Annotated in this window: 13 protein-coding genes; 7 read left to right on the top strand and 6 right to left on the bottom strand. The window is 71.1% G+C overall.

Going from position 1 to position 17,761, the window contains the following annotated elements:
- Positions 1-177 precede the first annotated feature (177 nt).
- Positions 178-978: a dienelactone hydrolase family protein gene (locus WMF24_RS00720; RefSeq protein ID WP_437734405.1), complete on the top strand. Its 801-nt coding sequence runs from the start codon at positions 178-180 to the stop codon at positions 976-978.
- Positions 979-1,191: 213 nt separating this feature from the next.
- Positions 1,192-2,052, top strand: coding sequence for an alpha/beta fold hydrolase (locus WMF24_RS00715; protein ID WP_437734404.1), 861 nt, complete (start codon positions 1,192-1,194; stop codon positions 2,050-2,052).
- Positions 2,053-2,097: 45 nt separating this feature from the next.
- On the opposite strand, the gene WMF24_RS00710 is transcribed toward WMF24_RS00715, so the two are convergent.
- The 4 genes from WMF24_RS00710 to WMF24_RS00695 all read right to left on the bottom strand — a co-directional run bounded on the left by WMF24_RS00710 (position 2,098) and on the right by WMF24_RS00695 (position 5,475).
- The gene (locus WMF24_RS00710) at positions 2,098-2,574 is read right to left on the bottom strand and encodes a DUF2059 domain-containing protein (protein ID WP_437734403.1); all 477 of its coding nucleotides are present in this window, start codon (positions 2,572-2,574) and stop codon (positions 2,098-2,100) included.
- A gap of 78 nt (positions 2,575-2,652) precedes the next feature.
- A complete protein-coding gene (locus WMF24_RS00705) occupies positions 2,653-3,474 on the bottom strand; it encodes an MOSC domain-containing protein (protein ID WP_437734402.1) in 822 nt (273 codons plus the stop codon).
- Positions 3,475-3,563: 89 nt separating this feature from the next.
- A complete protein-coding gene (locus WMF24_RS00700; RefSeq protein ID WP_437734401.1) occupies positions 3,564-4,352 on the bottom strand; it encodes a hypothetical protein in 789 nt (262 codons plus the stop codon).
- Positions 4,353-4,488: 136 nt separating this feature from the next.
- Positions 4,489-5,475 (bottom strand): hypothetical protein, encoded by a 987-nt coding sequence (locus WMF24_RS00695; RefSeq protein WP_437734400.1) that lies wholly within the window; start codon positions 5,473-5,475, stop codon positions 4,489-4,491.
- An 80-nt stretch (positions 5,476-5,555) separates the two neighbouring features.
- On the opposite strand from WMF24_RS00695, the gene WMF24_RS00690 reads away from it, so the two are divergent.
- The 5 genes from WMF24_RS00690 to WMF24_RS00670 all read left to right on the top strand — a co-directional run bounded on the left by WMF24_RS00690 (position 5,556) and on the right by WMF24_RS00670 (position 10,042).
- Entirely contained in the window at positions 5,556-6,212 is a 657-nt protein-coding gene (locus WMF24_RS00690) for a ferritin-like domain-containing protein (RefSeq protein ID WP_437734399.1), read from the top strand.
- Between the two features lie 32 nt (positions 6,213-6,244).
- Positions 6,245-7,402: a sensor histidine kinase gene (locus tag WMF24_RS00685; protein ID WP_437734398.1), complete on the top strand. Its 1,158-nt coding sequence runs from the start codon at positions 6,245-6,247 to the stop codon at positions 7,400-7,402.
- Entirely contained in the window at positions 7,399-8,055 is a 657-nt protein-coding gene (locus WMF24_RS00680) for a response regulator (protein WP_437734397.1), read from the top strand. The genes WMF24_RS00685 and WMF24_RS00680 overlap by 4 nt, the downstream gene beginning before the upstream one ends.
- A 127-nt stretch (positions 8,056-8,182) precedes the next feature.
- Positions 8,183-8,905 carry a DUF2306 domain-containing protein gene (locus WMF24_RS00675; protein WP_437734396.1) on the top strand — a complete coding sequence of 241 codons (723 nt, stop codon included), beginning with the start codon at positions 8,183-8,185 and terminating at the stop codon, positions 8,903-8,905.
- A 147-nt stretch (positions 8,906-9,052) separates the two neighbouring features.
- A complete protein-coding gene (locus WMF24_RS00670; protein WP_437734395.1) occupies positions 9,053-10,042 on the top strand; it encodes an AraC family transcriptional regulator ligand-binding domain-containing protein in 990 nt (329 codons plus the stop codon).
- 115 nt (positions 10,043-10,157) lie between these two features.
- On the opposite strand, the gene WMF24_RS00665 is transcribed toward WMF24_RS00670, so the two are convergent.
- Both WMF24_RS00665 and WMF24_RS00660 read right to left on the bottom strand, forming a co-directional pair.
- Complete coding sequence (locus WMF24_RS00665) at positions 10,158-11,837, bottom strand: VWA domain-containing protein (protein WP_437734394.1); 1,680 nt, start codon at positions 11,835-11,837, stop codon at positions 10,158-10,160.
- Between the two features lie 164 nt (positions 11,838-12,001).
- A complete protein-coding gene (locus tag WMF24_RS00660) occupies positions 12,002-17,485 on the bottom strand; it encodes a DNRLRE domain-containing protein (RefSeq protein WP_437734393.1) in 5,484 nt (1,827 codons plus the stop codon).
- Between the last annotated feature and the right edge of the window lie 276 nt (positions 17,486-17,761).

The following is a 17,761-nucleotide window of genomic DNA, read 5'->3' as shown; positions in this document are numbered from 1 at the left end:
CCGGGTCGGCCACCTCAACCCGGGTCGGTCGCCTCAACCCGGGTCGGCCGTCTCAGCCGCCTCACCTCAACCCGGGTCGGCCACCTCAACCCGGGTCGGTCGCCTCAACCCGGGTCAGCCGCCTCAACCCCGGTCGGCCGCCCCATCCGTGGCACGAAGCCTGCTCGCGGGCCGGCCATGACCGCCTCCACCCCCATCGCCGAGAGCAACGCTCCGAAGCCCATCCACACCGACGACGTCGGCCTCATCGCCGGCGCCGTCACCCTCCCCGCGCCCGCCGGCGACCTCCCCGGCTACCGCGCCCACCCCGCCACCGGCGGGCCCTTTCCCCTGGTGCTTGTCGTCCAGGAGATCTTCGGCGTCCACGAGCACATCCGCGACGTGGTCCGCCGCTTGGCGAAGCGCGGCTACTATGCTCTCGCCCCGGACCTGTTCGTCCGTCAGGGCGACCCGAGCCGCCTCGGCGCCATCGACGAGTTCCGCGCCCTCGCGGGCCGCGTGCCCGACCCGCAGGTGCTCGCCGACCTCGACGCCAGCGTGGCCTTCGCGGACGCCTCCGGGAAGGCCGACGTCACAAGGGCGGCCGTGGTGGGCTTCTGCTGGGGCGGGCGCATCACGTGGCTCTACGCCGCGCACAACCCGTCGCTGAAGGCCGCGGTGGCGTGGTACGGCCGCCTCACCGGCGATCGCACCGAGACGCACCCGAAGCACCCGATCGACGTCGCCAGCGCCCTCCAGGTGCCCGTCCTGGGCCTCTACGCCGGCCAGGACCAGGGCATCCCCCTGTCGACCGTCTCCGAGCTCCAGGATGCCCTCCGGGCGGCCTCCGCGCCCGGCGCCGCGCGCTCGGCGGTCCACGTCTACCCGGACGTCCCTCACGCCTTCTACGCCGACTACCGGCCGAGCTACCGCCCCGAGGCCGCCGCCGACGCCTGGCAGCGCCAGCTCGACTGGCTCGCCCAGCACGGCGTCGCCTGACCGCGACGCCCCCTCCCCGCCCCGCCCGGCCGCCCCGCCCCGCCCGGCCGCCCCGCCCCGCCCGGCCGCCCCGCCCCCGGCGTCCGCTGCTGCCCCGGCAGCAAGCTGCGCCTCCGCTGCACCTCTGCGCGCACCCGCCGCGCGCACCCGCAGCGCGCTCCCCGAGGCGCCCCACGCGCGCCCGGCGCTCGGTCGATCGGGTACCCTCGCGCGATGCGCGCGAAGCTCAGGGACACCGAGATCTACTTCGACGTCGACGGCATGGGCCTCGTCCCCGACGGCCCCGAGATGCGCGAGAAGCCGGTGATGTTCGTCGTGCACGGCGGGCCGGGCGCAGACCACTCCTCGCACAAGGCCGGGATGGCGCCGCTCGCCGACCGGGCCCAGCTCGTCTATTTCGATCATCGCGGACAGGGCCGCTCGGCGCGCGGGCCGAAGGACACGTACACGATCGAGAACAACGTCGAGGACATGGAGGCGCTGCGCCTGCACCTCGGCCTCGACCGCATCGCGGTCATGGGCACCTCCTATGGCGGCATGGTGGCCATGGCCTACGCGCTGGAATACCAGCAGCACATCTCTCATCTCATCCTGGTGGCCACCGCGGCCAGCCATCGCCTCATCGACCGGGCGAAGCAGATCGTGGCCGAGCGCGGCACGGAGCGGCAGAAGGCGGCGTGCGAGCGCCTCTTCGCCGGCGCGCTCGAGAGCGACGAGCAGTTCGCCGAATTCCTCGAGATCATGGGGCCGCTCTACTCGACCACCTTCGATCCGCAGAAGGCGGCCGAGTCGAGCGCGCGCACCATCTACAACGTCGAGGCGTGGAACGCCGCCCTGGAGCGGTTCATGCGAACCTTCGACTTCACGCCGCGCCTCCCCGAGATCAAGGTGCCCACCCTCGTCATCGCCGGCCGGCACGACTGGATCTGCCCGCCCGATCTCTCGGAGGAGATCGCGCGCCTCATCCCCGGCGCCGATCTCCGCGTCTTCGAACGCAGCAGCCACTCGGTGCGCGCCGATGAGCCGCGGGCGCTCCTCGACGCCGTCGCCGGCTTCCTCGTCTACAAGCGGTAGCGCGAGGAGCGGTAGCGCGAGCGCCGCCCTCGCGCGCGGCGCGCGCTACTGGATCCCGGCCTTCTTCATCGCCGCGGGCATCCGCTGGACGATGACCGCCCCGACCTTCTTGCCCACCTCGCCGCTGATCTCGGGGAGCAGCTTCGCCGCCTTCTTCCCGACCGGCGTGCCATAGAACTTGATGAGCTCCCTCAGCTCATCGGCGGTGAACTTCGTCGCGTAGATCTCCGTGTTCCACTGGACGAGCTCGTCGTACGGCAGCACCTCGGTGACGACCCTCTTCAGCTTCCCGGCGTCGCTGGCGGAGATCTTCGCGCCCGCCTGCTGCATCGAGGCCCCCATGTTGGTCATGAGCTGATCGAGGAGCGCGTTGTAAACCTCCTTCGGCATGACGAGTTGCGTGAGCTCCCGGGCGAGCTTCTTCTCGGCCTCTCCTGCGCTGGCGGTGCCGAGCGAGACGAGGGAGAGCACGGTCACGACGGCGAGCGAGACGATCCAGGAACGAAGCGCATGCTTTCTCATGCTCCCTCTGTATCACGGATGCGCCGCGGTCCGCGTCGCCCCGACGGCGCCGCCGCCTCTCCGGGCGCGGTCAGCGCATCATTGCACGAGCGTCACATCGTCCCCCACGCGCAGCGCGCCGGACTTCGTCTCGTGGATGTAGTTCTGACCGAAGTTGATGTCGCCGTGCCTCTGCGGATCGCGCCGGAAGGTGGCGAGCACGCGGAGCGGCTCCGGGCCGCGCTCCGCGGTGCGCTGGTCGGTCGTCGTGACCACGCAGCGGGCGCACGGGCCGCCGGGGCGGAGCACGACGCCTCCGATGCGGACGCGGGTCCACAGGTCCTCCTCGAAGGCGGCGCACCCGCTCACGACGAGGTTGGGCCGGAAGCGATCCATCGGCACCGGGGCGGCGCCGCTGGCCACGAGGCGCGCGTTCAGCTCGGCGAGGGAGGCCTCGGAGATGACGAGCAGCGGGAACTCGTCGGCGAACGACACGACGTCCTCCGGGCGCGCCACCGACGACTTGAGGACGGGCCGGCGGTACGCCTCGCCGATGCGGACGAGCCGCGCCGGGTGCTCCAGGTAGTCGCTGAGCCACGCGGCGGCCTCGTCGCCGCAGTCCTCGGCCACGAGGCCGGTGCTCTTCCAGACCTCGACCGTGAGCAGCGGCGCGCCCTGCGCCGAGCGCGGCACCGAGATCGGCGCGCGGCCGGCGGCGCTCAGCGTGAGCGCGCCCGGGGAGAGCTGCGTCTCGATGAGCGCCATGCGCGGCAGCGGGCGCTGCGTGAGCGGCTTGCCGTCGGGGTCGATGATCATGAAGCGCCGGTCGCCGGCGATGCCGAGCTCGTCGACGGCCGCCGCGTCGAGCGCGATGCCCCGGCAGCCCTTGACTGGATAGATGTGGAGGGCGGAGAGTCGCATTCCGGGGCTTATACCATCCTCGTGGTGCGCCGAGGTCTCCGGCATCACGGGTGCTCGCGCCGGGCGGCCCCCTCGCCCCGTCGGCGGCGTCACTCGACCGTGTCGCAGCACGGCAGCCCGCCGGGAGCGCCGCAGGTCTCCGGGATGTCGCTGCACGGCAGTCCCCAGGACCGGGTGGCGCCGAGGACGACCTCCACCTGCGCCGCGTGCTTCGTCGAGCCGTCATCGTTGCGCGCCTCCGCCGCGAGGATCACGCGGGTCCCCTCGGGGAGCACGGAGGCCGGATCCCATAGCGCTCCGGGGAGGCGCGTGGCGAGCCCGTACGCGTGCGGGAGATCCCCGGGGAGGAGCGGGATCACCCCCTCGTGCATCACGCCCGACGGGAACAGGCCGCCGGTCGCAGGGTCCCTGACGCTGTACCGCAGGCGGACCGCCTCGCCGCAATCGCCGCAGGCGACGGCGAGCCAGAGGTGATAGCCCCCCTGCGGCCCGGCCATCACGGGCAGCGTGGCGCCATCCTCGATGTGCTCGAAGCAGGTCTCGCCTGTCCCGATCTCGAACACCGCGGGATTCTTCGGCAGGCCACACCCGCCGCCGGCCGAGCCGCCCTCGCCGATCGAGCCGCCCTCGCCGATCGAGCCGCCCTCGCCGATCGAGCCGCCCTCGCCGCCCGCTCCGACCGAATTGCCCCCCTCGCCGGTCGCGCTGCTGCCCCCCTCGCCGGTCGCGCTGCTGCCGGCGCCCCCCTCGCCGGCGGAGCTGCCGCCGCCGGTGATCGAGCCCGGCGCGCCGCCCGAGCTGCAGTGAAGACATAGCCATGCAATGGAGATCAGGGAAGCCGCTTGCCAGCGGGTCATGGCACGAAGAAGAGATCTCATGAAGAGCACCTAGAACAGGGGGACGCGCTGTAAAGCGGCATCGGCGAACAGCGGGCGGCTGACGATCCGCGCCGCGCAGCAGGCGGCGGCCGCGCGCCCCTCCGCGCTCCGCCCGCCCGCGGCGCCCGTCGGGCGCTCACGCCACCCCCTGCCCCTCCGCCGCGATGCCGAGCACTTCCCGCAGGTCCATCCCCGCGACGACCTCCGCGTTCTGCTGCACCCATTCCACGAGCACCGGGCGCAGCGCGCGCGCGATCTCCTCCTTGACCAGCCCCTCGACCGCGCTCGGCCCGAGGCGCTGCGGGTCGAGCGCGACGCCGCCGCCCGCCACGAGGGCCCCGAACAGGCGCACGAGCGACTCGATCCCCGCCGCCTGGCCGGCCGCGCCGAGCGGCTCCACCTGCTCGACGACGATCTCGCCGCCGCGATGCACGACGAACCGGCGCAGATCCGCCTGATCCGCGCCGTTCTTGCGCAGCACCGCGGAGGAGCAGTCGACCTCGACGCGCTTCACGCGCGGCGCCGTCTCGATCTCCTCCCGGGTGCCCTCGAGGTCGACGCTCGCGGCGATCGTCGCGCCGGCCGGGATGCGGAACCCGTCCGGGCCCACCGCGCCCGCGAGCTCCTCGCGCAGCGTCGCCCGCGCGGACAGGCGGGCGCCGCGGACCGCGGGGCCGCCGCCGCCCGACTCGAGGTTCGAGAGCACCTGACGCACCGTCAGCACGAGATCGGGATCGCTCGTCGGATCGTACGGGGGAATCGCCATGGGCGTCGACGTGACGAGCCCGCGCAGGAACGCGCGCGCCTCGTCCTCGGCCGACCCCTTCCCCACCCGCACGAGGCCGCCCGTGTAGAAGACGTTGGGGGCCATCGCGCCCGTGCGGAAGTCGTACTCGACCTGCTGGAGCCCCATGTCGCCGAGCGGCGGCGGCAGGTCGATCACGAGGTAAGGCTCGAACGCGACGCGCAGCAGCGACGGCGCGAGCGTCAGGCGGAGCGCCGTGGCGCTCGACGTCGCGAGGGACGCCACCCCGGTGCGCTTCAGGACGGTGCGCGCGGGGAGCTCGAACGAGATCGAGACGGACTCGAGATCGATCCACGAGGGCAAAAAGCTCCAGGCCATTCCAGGAGCGTACACCCTCCTCGCCCGGGGAAAGGGCCGCCTATTGACCCGCCGCCCGGGGCACACCCATCATGTCCCACATGAATGCAGAGGAATTCCTCGACGAGCTCGACCGCAAGGTCGGCGAGCGCCTCGCCCACATCGGCGCCGCGGCCGGCGCGGCCGAGCCCCGGAGCGGCATCGGCATCCCGGAGCTGCTCGCGACAGCGCTCAAGAAGGAGCTCGAGGCGACCGAGGAGGCCGCGCTGTGGCTCACCACCGAGGCCGACGTCGAGGTGAAGCTCGCCCTCGCCCGCCAGTGCGGCGACGAGGCGCGGCACTACCGGCTCATCGCCGAGCGCCTGCGCGCGCTCGGCGTCGATCCGGCGGCGATCCCGGCGAGGTTCGGGCCGCCCACGCCGATGTACGCGTACCTGAAGGGGCTCGGCTCCACGGTCGAGCGCGTCGCGGCGGGCCAGTTCACGCGCGAGGCGCTCGCGAAGGTGCACAACCTGGCCTTCATCGAGTACTGCGAGGCGCAGGGCGACGCCGAGACGGCGCGGCTCTACCGCGACGTCATCCAGCCCGACGAGGGCCACCACCACGAGATGGGCCGGCGCCTCCTCGCGCGCCTCGCGGTCACCGAGGAGGCCCAGGCGCTCGCGCGCGCCGCCGCGCTGCGCACGCTCGAGATCGCCGAGGAGCTCCAGGAGATCGCCCGCATCAAGATGGGCATCTGCCGCGCGCCGGGGTGCTGAGCGCCGCCTTCACCGGAGAACCCCGCGCGCTCATGAGCCAGGCGCGAAGGTTCCTGCGATCCGTGTGGTCCGAGCCGCGAGCGCCGCGCTCACCTCGGCGCACCCGGATGGACTGCGTGCTCGTGGCGGCGTTCGCCGTCATCGGGTCGCTCGAGGCCGCCTTCCGCTCCGATCTACCCTGGCGCACCGCTTCGCTGATCGTCGGCGTCGGGCTCCTGCCGACGCTGCTGTGGCGGAGGACCAGGCCGCTGCTGATGGTGGTGATCGCGTTCGGCCTCGTCACGGTCGTGAAGATCGCGGCCCTCTTCGCCGGCAGCGGGTCGCCAGGGCTGCACGCGATGGCGTACATGCTGCTGCTCCCCTACGCGCTGTTCCGGTGGGGTACAGGGCGCGAAGCGGCGCTCGGGCTGCCTGTCATCGCGGCCGCGGCGTCGTTCGAGCTGATCATTAACCGGGCCGGGATTGGCGACATCGTCGGGGGCTCGGCCGTCCTGCTGTCTTGCATGGCGCTGGGCGCGGCGGCGCGCTATCGGGCTCGCGTGCGGCTGCGAGAGCTCGATGAAGCCAAGCTGGCCGAGCGAGAGCGCCTCGCCCGTGACTTGCACGACACCGTCGCCCACCACGTGTCGGCGATCGCGATCCGCGCGCAGGCCGGTCTGGCAGCCGCATCGGCTCGCCCCGAGGCGCCCGTGGACGCGCTCCGCGTGATCGCGGACGAGGCCTCTCGTGCGCTCGGGGAGATGCGCACGATGGTTCGGCTCCTGCGCCGGGACGAGCCGGCGGGGCTCGCGCCGAGCCCGCGCGTCTCCGACATCGAGCGATTGGCGAGCCAGTCGGCTGCGGGGCCCCCCGTCGAGGTCAAGCTGACCGGGGACTTCGATGACGTGCCGTCGTCGATCTCCGCCGCGATCTTTCGTCTTGCGCAGGAGTCGATCACCAACGCTCGCCGGCACGCTCGCCAGGCAACCCGGATTGAAGTCGAAGTCACAGCTGACAGCGCCTCCGTACGTTTGCGGGTCACGGACGATGGCCGTGTGGTCCGCGCCCGTCATTCAGAGTCCATGGGATACGGGCTCATCGGGATGACCGAGCGAGCGGAGCTGCTCGGCGGCACGTGCCACGCGGGCCCGGGCCCAGAGCGTGGCTGGACGGTAACGGCTGTGCTGCCCCGGAATGGACGGTCCACATGAGCATTCGCGTCATCGTCGCCGACGACCAGGAGATCGTCCGTACCGGGCTCAGCATGATCCTCGACGCCCAGCCCGACATCGAGGTCGTGGGCGTCGCCGCCGACGGACACCGGGCCGTGGAGCTGGCGCTCGCCCTCCGCCCCGACGTGTGCCTGTTCGACATTCGCATGCCCGGGATCGACGGCATCGAGGCCACGCGACGGCTCGCCGGCCCGACGGTCGACCGTCCGCTCGCGGTCGTCGTGATCACCACCTTCGACCACGACGAGTATGTGTATGGCGCCCTCGAGGCCGGCGCCCGTGGCTTCTTGCTGAAAGACGCCGGTCCGGATCTGCTCGCGCAGGCCATCCGCGCCGCCGCCAGGGGCGACGCCTTGATCGCTCCAGGCATCACCGCCCGCCTCCTCTCCGCGTTCGCCGCCTCCCGGCCCAGCCTCCCACGAGCGCAACCGAGCGAGGCCCTCACCGCCCGCGAGGAGGAGGTCCTCCTCACGGTGGCCCGCGGGCGAACCAACGCGGAGATCGCCGACGAGCTCCACATCAGCCTGAGCACCGTCAAGGCCCACATCGCCAGCCTCATGACCAAGCTCGGCGCACGCAACCGGGTCGAGATCGCCATCTGGGCCTACGAGACCGGTCGCGTTCGGGACTGACGCCTCGGGCGGGGGCCAGGAGGCACACCTGGCCGAAAGTACGATCGGACCATCGGACTCCCGGTCGACCCGGATCTGGCCTCTGTGCCAATTGTTCCGTGGCTGGGGCGGTGGCTACGTTTGCTTCATGACGAACAAGAGCCCCACGATCCCGTCGACGAAGCGAGGCTGGCTCGTGCCCGCGTCCCTGATAGCCCTCGGCGCGGTCCCCGTCAGTGCCGGTGCGTATCGCCTGTTCGAGCTCGGCGCCGGCGCCGAGATCACCCGGGACAACGCGCGCTTCTTCGCGGCGCCGCTGCCCGTCGTGCTGCACATCGTCAGCGTCAGCGTGTACGCGGTCCTGGGCGCGTTCCAGTTCTCCTCCGGCCTTCGCCGCCGGAGACCTCGCTGGCACCGAACGGCGGGGTGGGCGCTGGTCCCGGCGGGGCTCGTCGCTGCGGCCTCGGGTCTATGGATGCAGGCGTTTCACGAGCTCCCCGCGAGCGACGGCGACGCGCTCGCCGTCCTCCGGCTGCTCGTCGGCTCTGCCATGTTGACGTCGCTCCTCCTCGGCGTGGCCGCCCTCTTTCGGCGCGACTTCGTCCGCCACGGCGCCTGGATGCTGCGCGGCTACGCCATCGGTATGGGCGCAGGAACTCAGGTGCTGACCGTCGCGCCCTGGGCCTTGCTCGTCGGCCCGCCGGACGCGGGGGAGAAAGCGCTCCTCATGGGCGCCGGCTGGGCGATCAACGTCGCGGTCGCAGAGTGGATCATCCAGAGGAGGTCGACGATCGCTCCTGCCCCCCCGGAGGGCCATCGTCCAGCTCCCGCACGGGACTTCCACGACGCGACAGGCATCTGCCGACTCTGAGCCGCGAGGCTCCCCCTGCTGGACCCGCGTGGCCCGACCATGACGAAGGCGTGGTGTCCACCGGAGCGCACGCTCGCGACGCCTGGCCTCGGTTGCAAGGCCGCTCACCGCCCTCTATCCTGGAGGCTCTTAGACTTGTGAGGAACTGTGCGCAAAGAGCCAGCTCCGGCTGCGTTTTCCGACTTCATCCTGCTCCTCATCTCCGCCGCACCGAAGCTCGGCCTGCCGCTCGAGGCGGTCCTGCGAGGCGCGGCGCTGCCGCCGGCGGCCCTCGGCCAGCGCGGCGTGCCGATCCCCTTGAGCGCAGCGCGGTACGTCTGGTCGTCCGCCGAGCGGGTGAGCGGCGACCCCCTGCTCGGGCTCCGCGTCGCCGAGACGCTCGACGTCGGCACGCTCGACGTCCTCGACTACCTGTCGCGGAGCAGCGCCAGCTTCGGCGACGCGCTCTCCCGCTTCATCCGCTTCGCCCCGCTGCTCGCCGACTCCGGCGTGCTGGGCTTGCACGCCGACAGCCGCCACGCGCGCTTCCGCCACGTCGCGCCGAACAGCGTGCCCGCCGTGTCGGAGCTCCTCGCCGGCATGACCGTGCTCCGGGCGCGGGCGTTCTCCGGCGAGTACCTCCGCCCGGTGGCCGTGCGCTTCCGGCACCGCCGCAGGGGCGGTAGAGGTGCCTACGAACGGCTCTTCGACGCGCCGGTCGAGTTCGGCGCCCCCTGCGACGAGCTGGTCTTCCGGCGCGAGCACCTGGATGTGCCGTTCCGCGCCGCCGACCCCCGGCTGTGCGAGATCCTCGAAGCGTTCGCGCAGATGCGGCTCCAGCAGCCAGGCCCGGTCGACGCGCCGCCGCCCGCCGCGCCGTCCGGCTTCGCCGCCGAGGTCCGCCACGCGCTCCGCGAGTGCATCGCCGAGGGCAACCCGAACATCGACAACGTGGCCGAGCGCATGGGCGTCAGCCCGCGCACGCTCCAGCGGCAGCTGCGGGAGCAGGGCACGTCGCACCGCGCGCTCCTCGCGGAGACGCGCGCCGCGCTCATGGATCGGTACCTGGCCGGCGCCAGCCCCTCGCGGCACACGCTCGCCGCCGAGCTCGGCTACGCGAGCGCCCGCTCCGTGTCCCGCGCGCTGAGCCGCCGGTAGGCGGGCGCGACGCGACGCCGGGAGGCCAGGCCCGCCGGCGCCGCGGCCACGAGTCACCCGCGCCCCCGCGCGCGGGCGCCGCGACGGCGGGCCCGCGCCGGGGGCGCGGCGGCGATCACGGATGCCACGCGAGCTGGAGCTGCCGGTTGCTCGTCGTGCTCACCTCGTAGACGAGGGGGGTCGTCGCGCCCGGGAACGGTGTCGAGAGCTGCGTCGACCAGCTGTTCGCCGCGGGGCTCTGGGCCGGCCCGCCGTTGACGGACACGGTGACGCCGTTCAGCGACTGGCCGTCCATCGAGGTCACCTGGAGCCACAGGTTCGCCGGCGTCCAGCCGGTCGGGTAGTGCGCCGGGTCGATCTGGAAGCACGCCGTGCCGTTCACCGTGGCGGTGGTCGCCGGCCCCGCCTGGCCGAGGCTCTGGCAGGTCACGGTCGGGTTCGGGTTCTTGTAGACCCCGAACGTGTACTCGCGCATGAACCTCGGGACGCTGGAGTTGCCGTCGTGCTCCGCGAACACCGTGATCTGGTGGCTCCCCGTCTCGGTGAACTGGTTGAACTTCAGCGAGTAGACGCCGTTGTTGGCAACCTGGTCGCCGTGCGCGGCGAGCCCGTCGTCATAGAGCGAAAGCTGCGTGACCGCGCCGCTCGGCGCCGTCATCTCCGCGCTGACCGCGGCGCCCGTCACCGGGACGCCCAGGTGGGTGACCTCGGCCTCGACGGTCAGCGGCTGCGCCCCGACGTTCAGGCCGTTGGTCGTGACCCGGAGCTGGATGTTGTCGATCAGCGTCGACACCGAGGAGTAGAGATAGATGGTCGACGACGAGTTGTTGGTGGCGCAGAAATACCAGTCGCCCTCCTCGTACGACTGCGTGAGGTTCAGCGAGAAGCGCTTGAAGTTGTCGGCCGAGAAGAAGGTCAGGTCGGATCCCGACGTCCCGTAGTTCGTCTCGTCGATCTGGGAGGTCGGGTGCTGCGGCGGCGGCGTCAGGCGCACGTCGGGGGCGACGCTGCCGAGGAAGATCATCGTGAAATCCACGATCTGAGCGGCCGAGACGGTCGGCTGGACGCATGCCATTCCTCCCGGGAGGACCGGGGTCAACCCCAGATCGATCATGCCGCCCTCCCGGCAGTCGTTGGCCATGCGGTTGAACGCGCCGAGCAGCTCGAGCTGATCGACGTCGGAGCTGACGTCGGCGCGCATGAAGAGCCCGGGCGAGGTCCCGAAATTCGTCGCGATGTCGCTCATCATCGCCTCGTCGGCCCCCGACCCGAGCGCGATCGAGTGGACCTCGTCCACGCGGCTGAAATAGTCGTTCCAGAAGTCGTCCGGCGCCGGCGGCGTGTTGTGCTGCCCGTCGGAGAGGAGGACGACGCACTCGCGCGGACCCTTGCTCGAGTTCTCCGCGGTGAGCATGTCGAGCGCCTGCTCGAGGCCCGCCCCGATCGACGTCGACCCGCTCGCGACGAGCGCGTCCACGGCCGCCTCGTAGCCGGACGCCGGGATCGGCGTGATCGGGAACGACTCCGAGGCCGTGTCCGAGTAGCTCGCCAGGCCGATCTGCTCGGTGAACAACTGCGCGCCGGGCACGTTGCTCGAGACGAGCGTGTTCAGGTAGATCTTCGCCGCCTGCTGCGCGAGGGCGAGGTTGGTCCCGGTCATGCTGCCGGAGCGGTCGATGATGACCACGTGGTTGGTGTCGAGCGGCGTGACCTGAGCCAGCGCCGTGGACAGCCCCACGAGGCCCGCGAGGAGGCCGCCAGTGATACCTGCGAAGTTTCGAGCTGCGTATCTCATCGTCGTCTCTGATGCTTTCTCTGCGTTCCGCTGCGTTCTCGGACAGAAGCTGAAGATCGGGTGAATGCGGCGCCGCCGGGCCGGGGGCGGGGGGCGGCCGGCGGCGTCACACGGACGCGCTGCCCGCCCCCTCGCCTGCCTGGCCGGCCCGGCGGCGCCGGCTATTACGGGTTGCGGTAGCGAACCACGAGCCTCGGGCGCCTCACGTCGGTCGCGTAGTCGCTCGACGTGAACGAGACCTCCCGGTAGTTCGTCCCCTCGCTCTCGAGCCGGATCATGAATCCATGGTTGTTCCCGGGCGTGGCGAGCATGTCTCGCACGAGCGCGGTCACGTCGATGTTTTCATAGTCCTGGCTCGTCGACGTGCTCTGCGGCAGGAGCACCTGGTTCGCCGTCGACACGCTCGGCTGGTTCGCCCACGTGACGGTGTTCTCCTGCCACGACGAGGTGATGCGCTGGAGCAGGAAGGCGTTGGAGCCGCCGTGCGTCGAGTGCCCCGGGCCGAGGCCGTTGTGGGTCCCCTGGCCGTACAGGCGGGCGTCGGGGTCCGCGTACAGGCTGAGCCGCGCCCGCTCGATCGTGGCGCCCGCCGGGATCGGCGAGAGATCGAAGCGGAGCATGCCCCGGTTCACGTACTGGGTGCCGCTGGCCGTCCAGACGCCCGCCGTCAGGTTGGCGGAGCTGCCGTTGTTCGCCCCGGTGCTCCCGGCCAGGTTGGTGATGGTCGCGTCGAACCCGGCGCTCCCGGGCTGCAGGTCCAGCGTCAGGACCGGGTTCTCGCACGCTCCGTTGACCGTGAACACCCCGCCCACCGCGGCGCACTGCGACGGGTAGGTGGGGGCGTGGCACGTCCCGTCGGCCTCGTGGCAAGCGCCGACAGGCTCGCTGCCGCACGCGTCGACCTCGGAGCAGCTATAGCCGTTCACGAAGTAGCCGCCGGCGTTCTCGCAGCTCTGGCCCGAGCTGATGCCGCCCTGGCCGAGGTCGGTGCAGCCGCCCGACCGGCAGCACGCCCCCTTCGACTCCGGTTTGCAGAGCGCCGAGCAGCCGTCGCCGCTCACGGTGTTGCCGTCGTCGCACTGCTCGGAGGCCTGCTGCACGCCGTCGCCGCAGCACCGCTCGACGGTGACGCCCCCGTTCTCCACGACGGAGCACTCGGCGACCGTGTTCTCCGGCGTCTGGCACGTCCCGTTCACGCAGGTCTGCCCAGGGCCGGTGTTGCAGTCCGCGTCCGTCGTGCACGCGCACGGGATCGTGTCCTCGTAATGGTCGTCGAAGCAGGTCTCCACGTCGGCGAGCCACGCCTCGGAGGTCGCCGTCCGCTTCACCAGGTTCTCCGGCTCGAGGCCGGCGTCCGGGTCGACGAGGACCTTCGTCAGGTCGAAGTGGGGCGTGCCGGGGTTGACGACGGCGCCGCTGAAGTCGCCGCCGGCCAGCGCGAGGGACGTGCCCGTGCGCTGCGTGTCGAGGCAACCCCAGTGCTTGAGCAGGTGGCGATGCGACTCCTGGCAAGGGAAGCTGAGGCTCCCGCGCGAGCCGGTCTGCGGACCGACGTACGAGCAGGTCCCGGTCACGAACGTCTGGGTGAGCGCGTCCTGATCCTGCAGCCAGTCCGTCATGGGCTGGCCGTTGATGCAGAGGTTCTCGGCCGACGAGACCGTCTCGCCCATGTCGAAGCCGAAGCTCACGACGTCCTCCACGCCGCCGACCACGTCATCGGTGGTGGGGGGCAGCGGGTCCGCCGAGTGCAGCGGCATCTCGTCCTTGCACCACGCGAGGAAATCGGCCGTCGACGCGCTCACCTGCGCGTACCGCGTGACCTCGCTCGGCTGGTAGTTGGTGAGTTCGCCGAGCGGCGAGCTGTCCCACTGGTACGTGGCCTCGAGCCCGGGCTGGAACTTGTACTTCGAGACCGAGCCGATATCGAAGGTCCGGCGCCACTTCCACAGCGTGAACTTCTTCCACTTCTTGAACAGCCGCGCCTCGAGGCCCACGTGGATGCCGGCGTTGAGCGCGGCGATGAGCTCGATCTCGGTCAGGCCGTAGGTCGCGATCGCGTGGGTCGGGTCCTCCCCGTTCCTCATGCCCCAGATCACCTCCTCGGCGTACGGGACGTTCGGGCCCGCCTTCGGCTCGCACGTGCCGCCCGGGGTGCAGACCTCGTTCATGCCGCAGGCCGTGTTGGCCGTCGCGGGGCTGTAGGTGCAGTGCCGGGCGCACGCCCCGTTCACGCAGGCGCGGCCGGGCTGGTTCGGGCAGGTGCTCTGCGCGGTGCAGACGCAGTCGACGGGGGTCCCGCCGACGGTGCACACCTTCGCCTCGACATCGCACGTCTCGCCGCTGGCGCAATCGGCGTTCGAGGTGCAGCCGCACGCCGACAGGAAGCCCGTCTGGAGCGGGTGGCACCCGGGGCCCTGCCACTCCGTGGCGTCGACCTTGGTCTCGGACAGGCAGCTGTACGCGTCGAAGTTGCCGGGGCACTCGGCCTCCGTGACGTCGTACACGACGGCGCCGGGGATGCCCGAGTCGCAGTCGCCGCTGATCTTGCGGATCGTCCCAGGGGTCGTGTCGCACAGGTAGATGTCGCCGTTCGGGAGCACGGCCACGCCCGACGGCAGCTCGTAGATCGCGTCGTCGGCCAGGCCGTCCGTCGCCACCGTGCCGGGGGCACCGGAGACGGTCGTCACGGCGGAGGTCTCCGGGTCGAAGCGCCGCACGCGACCGGGCTTGTTGCCCTCGACGACGAGCACGTGACCCGCGCTGTCGACGGCGAGGCCCTTCGGCGCGGTGAACCGGGCGGCCGCGCCGATGCCGTCCGCCGAGCCCGCCGAGCCGCTGGTCCCGGCCACGGTGGTGACCGCCGCCGACGCGACGTCGAACCGCCGCAGCGTGTTGTTGGGCGTGTCGCTGATGTACAGCCTGCCGCGCCCGTCGGCGACGATGCTGGTCGGCTCCTGGAACTGGGCCGCTGCGCCGATGCCGTCGGCGCCGCCCGCCTGGCCCGACGTGCCGGCCACGGTGGTGGCCGTGCCCGAGGGGAGCGCGAGCTTGACCAGCGTGCGGGCGCCGCCGTCGGTGACGTAGAGGGCGCCGTCGTGTACGGCGACGTCCCGCGGCGTCAGGAACACCGTCCGATTGGCGATCGTGGTCACCTGGTTGTTGCTCAGGTTGAGCTTGCGGACCGAGCGAGCGCCGCGATCGGCGATGTAGAGCGAGCCCGCGTCATACGTGATCCCCGAGATCGTGTTGAACCGCGCGGCGGTCCCGACCGCGTCGACGTTGCCCGCCACGCTCGACCCGGCGATCGTCGTCACCTGGCCGGTCTGCGGATCGATGCGGCGGATGGCGGTCCGGTCCGCGACGTAGAGGCGGTTTCCGGTCCGGTCGTAGGCGAGGTCGATGGGCTGGAGGAAGCGGGACCCGCCGAACGTGCCGTCCGTGAGCGCCAGCGTGTAGGCCAGGCCGTAGGGCGACGAGACCGAGGGCAGGCAGCACACGCCGTGCTTGGCGCACGCCGAGATCTCGGGCAGCGCGGGGGCGCGCAGGCTGTTCGGGCAGGTGCCGTCGTCCGCGCACTCCTCGCACGACTTGTTCGCGTTCCACTGGGTCGTGAAGCCCTGCTGGAAGATGTTCTTGTACGTCTTCGCGTCCTTGTCCTTCAGGAAGGTCGAGAACAGCGCGTAGGAGAGCTTCGACGGGCTGCACAGATCCTGCGTGATCCCCGTCCAGTCGTCGAGGCAGGCGCGGCTGCCGTTGATGAAGGTGAGGCAGCAGGAGTTCTTGGTGTCGAGCGGGGAGCAGGCGAGATCGAGCGACGACCCGGGGACGTACTTGCTCGAGCAGGACGCCTCATCCTTGTAGGAGAAGACGGGCTTGCACTCGAGGTCCTCGTCCGGGTTGCTGTTCACGAGCGCCTGCTCGAGCGAGGCGTTGAGATCGACCACGCCGCCGGAGCCCTTCGGCTTGAGATCGACCGAGAAGCCGATGTTGGCCTCCACGCCCACCTTCAGGAACTTGCCGATCGGCACGCCGAGGAAGAGCTTCGCGCCCACCTCCGGCCTCACCGACACCTGCGTCCCGGCCTCCGCGGTCACGTCCGGCGCCTGGAAGCCGTGCATGTCGCGGTTGAAGTCGAGATCGGAGATCTTGTTCGGCGTGTTCTTGTTGAGCGCCTCCTGCAGGCGCTTGCGCATGTGATAGGCCTCGTCGTACCACTTGGCCCCTGCGCCGAGCTTGAAGTACGGGATGAGGTACGCGCCGGGTACCGGCGGGAGGGGAATGGGCGTCAGCTCCTTCTCGATCGGCTTCAGCTTCAGGTCGAGGTTGAGCGCCGCGGCGAGGATCGCGGCCGACTTCCCCTCCCAGTCCTCGATCGCCTCCGCGCCCTCCCGGGGCCAGGTGAGCTGGGCCGGGACGCCGTCGGTCGGCGTGTAGTCGAACGGCATGTACGTGCCGATCAGGAACTCCTGCGGGGAGACGCGGCCGTCGCCGTCGCTGTCGAGGGACGTCATCTGGTCCTCGTCCGCGAGGTAGAAGACGCCGAGCTTCTTCGCGGCGTCGAGGCTGACCCCGCCGCCGGCGAGGTGGCCCAGCTCCTCGATGCCGAGGGGAGCTTCACGGTTGAACCACTTGTAACCGTCAAGCTGCATGTTGAACTCCATCCCCGGCAGGATGCTCAGCGTCTCGCCGAACGCGGTCACGGCGAAGCCGCCGGTGCGCATCTGGGCGCGGCGCTCCTTGCTCAGGGTGTGCGACGTGTAACGGCCGCCGATGCCCCACCGGTCGCTGTCCGACAGGTTGGCGTACGCGCCGTGTCCGGCCCACGGAATGCACATGTGCAGATCGGGCCGCTGGTCCGAGTAGCTGCCGAGGTGGTAGCCCTCGGTGTACTGGTCCACGTAGCACTGGATCTTCGACATCACCTCGCTGATGTTGTCGAGCTCGCCGCCGAACTGGCTCAGGAAATTGGCGAACTGACCGCCGCCGATCTCGTCGGCGATCTTGTCGAGCCACTTCACCGTGCTGAGCGCCCACTTGGCCTTGCCCGCCTGGGTCTGCTGGATGTCGTTCGAGAGCCACACGAGGACGCCGGTGCTGCACGGGTCCGCCGTCGGCGAGCTCGGGTCGCAGAAGTCGATGCACTCCTCGTACGTCGTCTTGTCCTGCTGGATGACGTCCAGGCACTGGGCGGACACCTGCTGGCTGCAGATGCACGTGCCCTTGTCCGCGTCCGCGGCCGGCTCCGACTTGAGGCCGCTTATCGCCTCGGCCGTCTTGTTGACGATCGACGCGAGGAGCTGGATCGACTGGAGGACGTGGAAGTTCGTGGTGATGTTCTGGAGGTCGGCGCCCTTCGGGTTCGGGTTCTCCGGCAGCTTGCCGAGCTGGCTCGGATCACACGCCTGGACCTGGAACGTGCCCGTGCCGGTGCCGGCGTCCGGGGCCTCCCCCTCGATGACGGGGTCCGGCCGATCGGGCTGCTGGGACCACGTCGGCCAGTCGTGGATGGTCGTGTCGTTGCATGCCTTGTCGTCCGGCGCGCACAGCGCCTGTTCCGCCTGGCCGACTGGCCCGTCCAGCTCGACCGGATCGTCGGCGCCGGCCGTACAGGCGGTCGTGAACGCGCCCAGGCACACGAGGAGCGGCAAGCGCCCCGCGCGCCATGGGGCAGCGCGTGATTGAGCAAGCTGACGTATCAGCAAGGATCTGAGACTTGTCATGGAATAAGCCCTCGACGGCCTCGTTCATGTGATGAGATGGCGCGAATCGGCTCTCGCCCGGCCTGCTCGCGCAGCCACAGGCGCTCTCCCATCGCGGGCGCCTGTGTACCCGGCTGTAAACCGGTCGCGAAGGCGACAAATCGCGCCACGCGGCGACAAATCGCGACAGACAAGGAACGATGACGGCCGAGCGCGATGTGATAC

The sequence above is a fragment of the Sorangium sp. So ce1335 genome, from assembly GCF_051521615.1.
In the GTDB taxonomy this organism is placed as follows: domain Bacteria; phylum Myxococcota_A; class Polyangia; order Polyangiales; family Polyangiaceae; genus Sorangium.
Note: the sequence above shows the minus strand (reverse complement) of the source record. Positions and strands in the feature narration are given on the sequence as shown.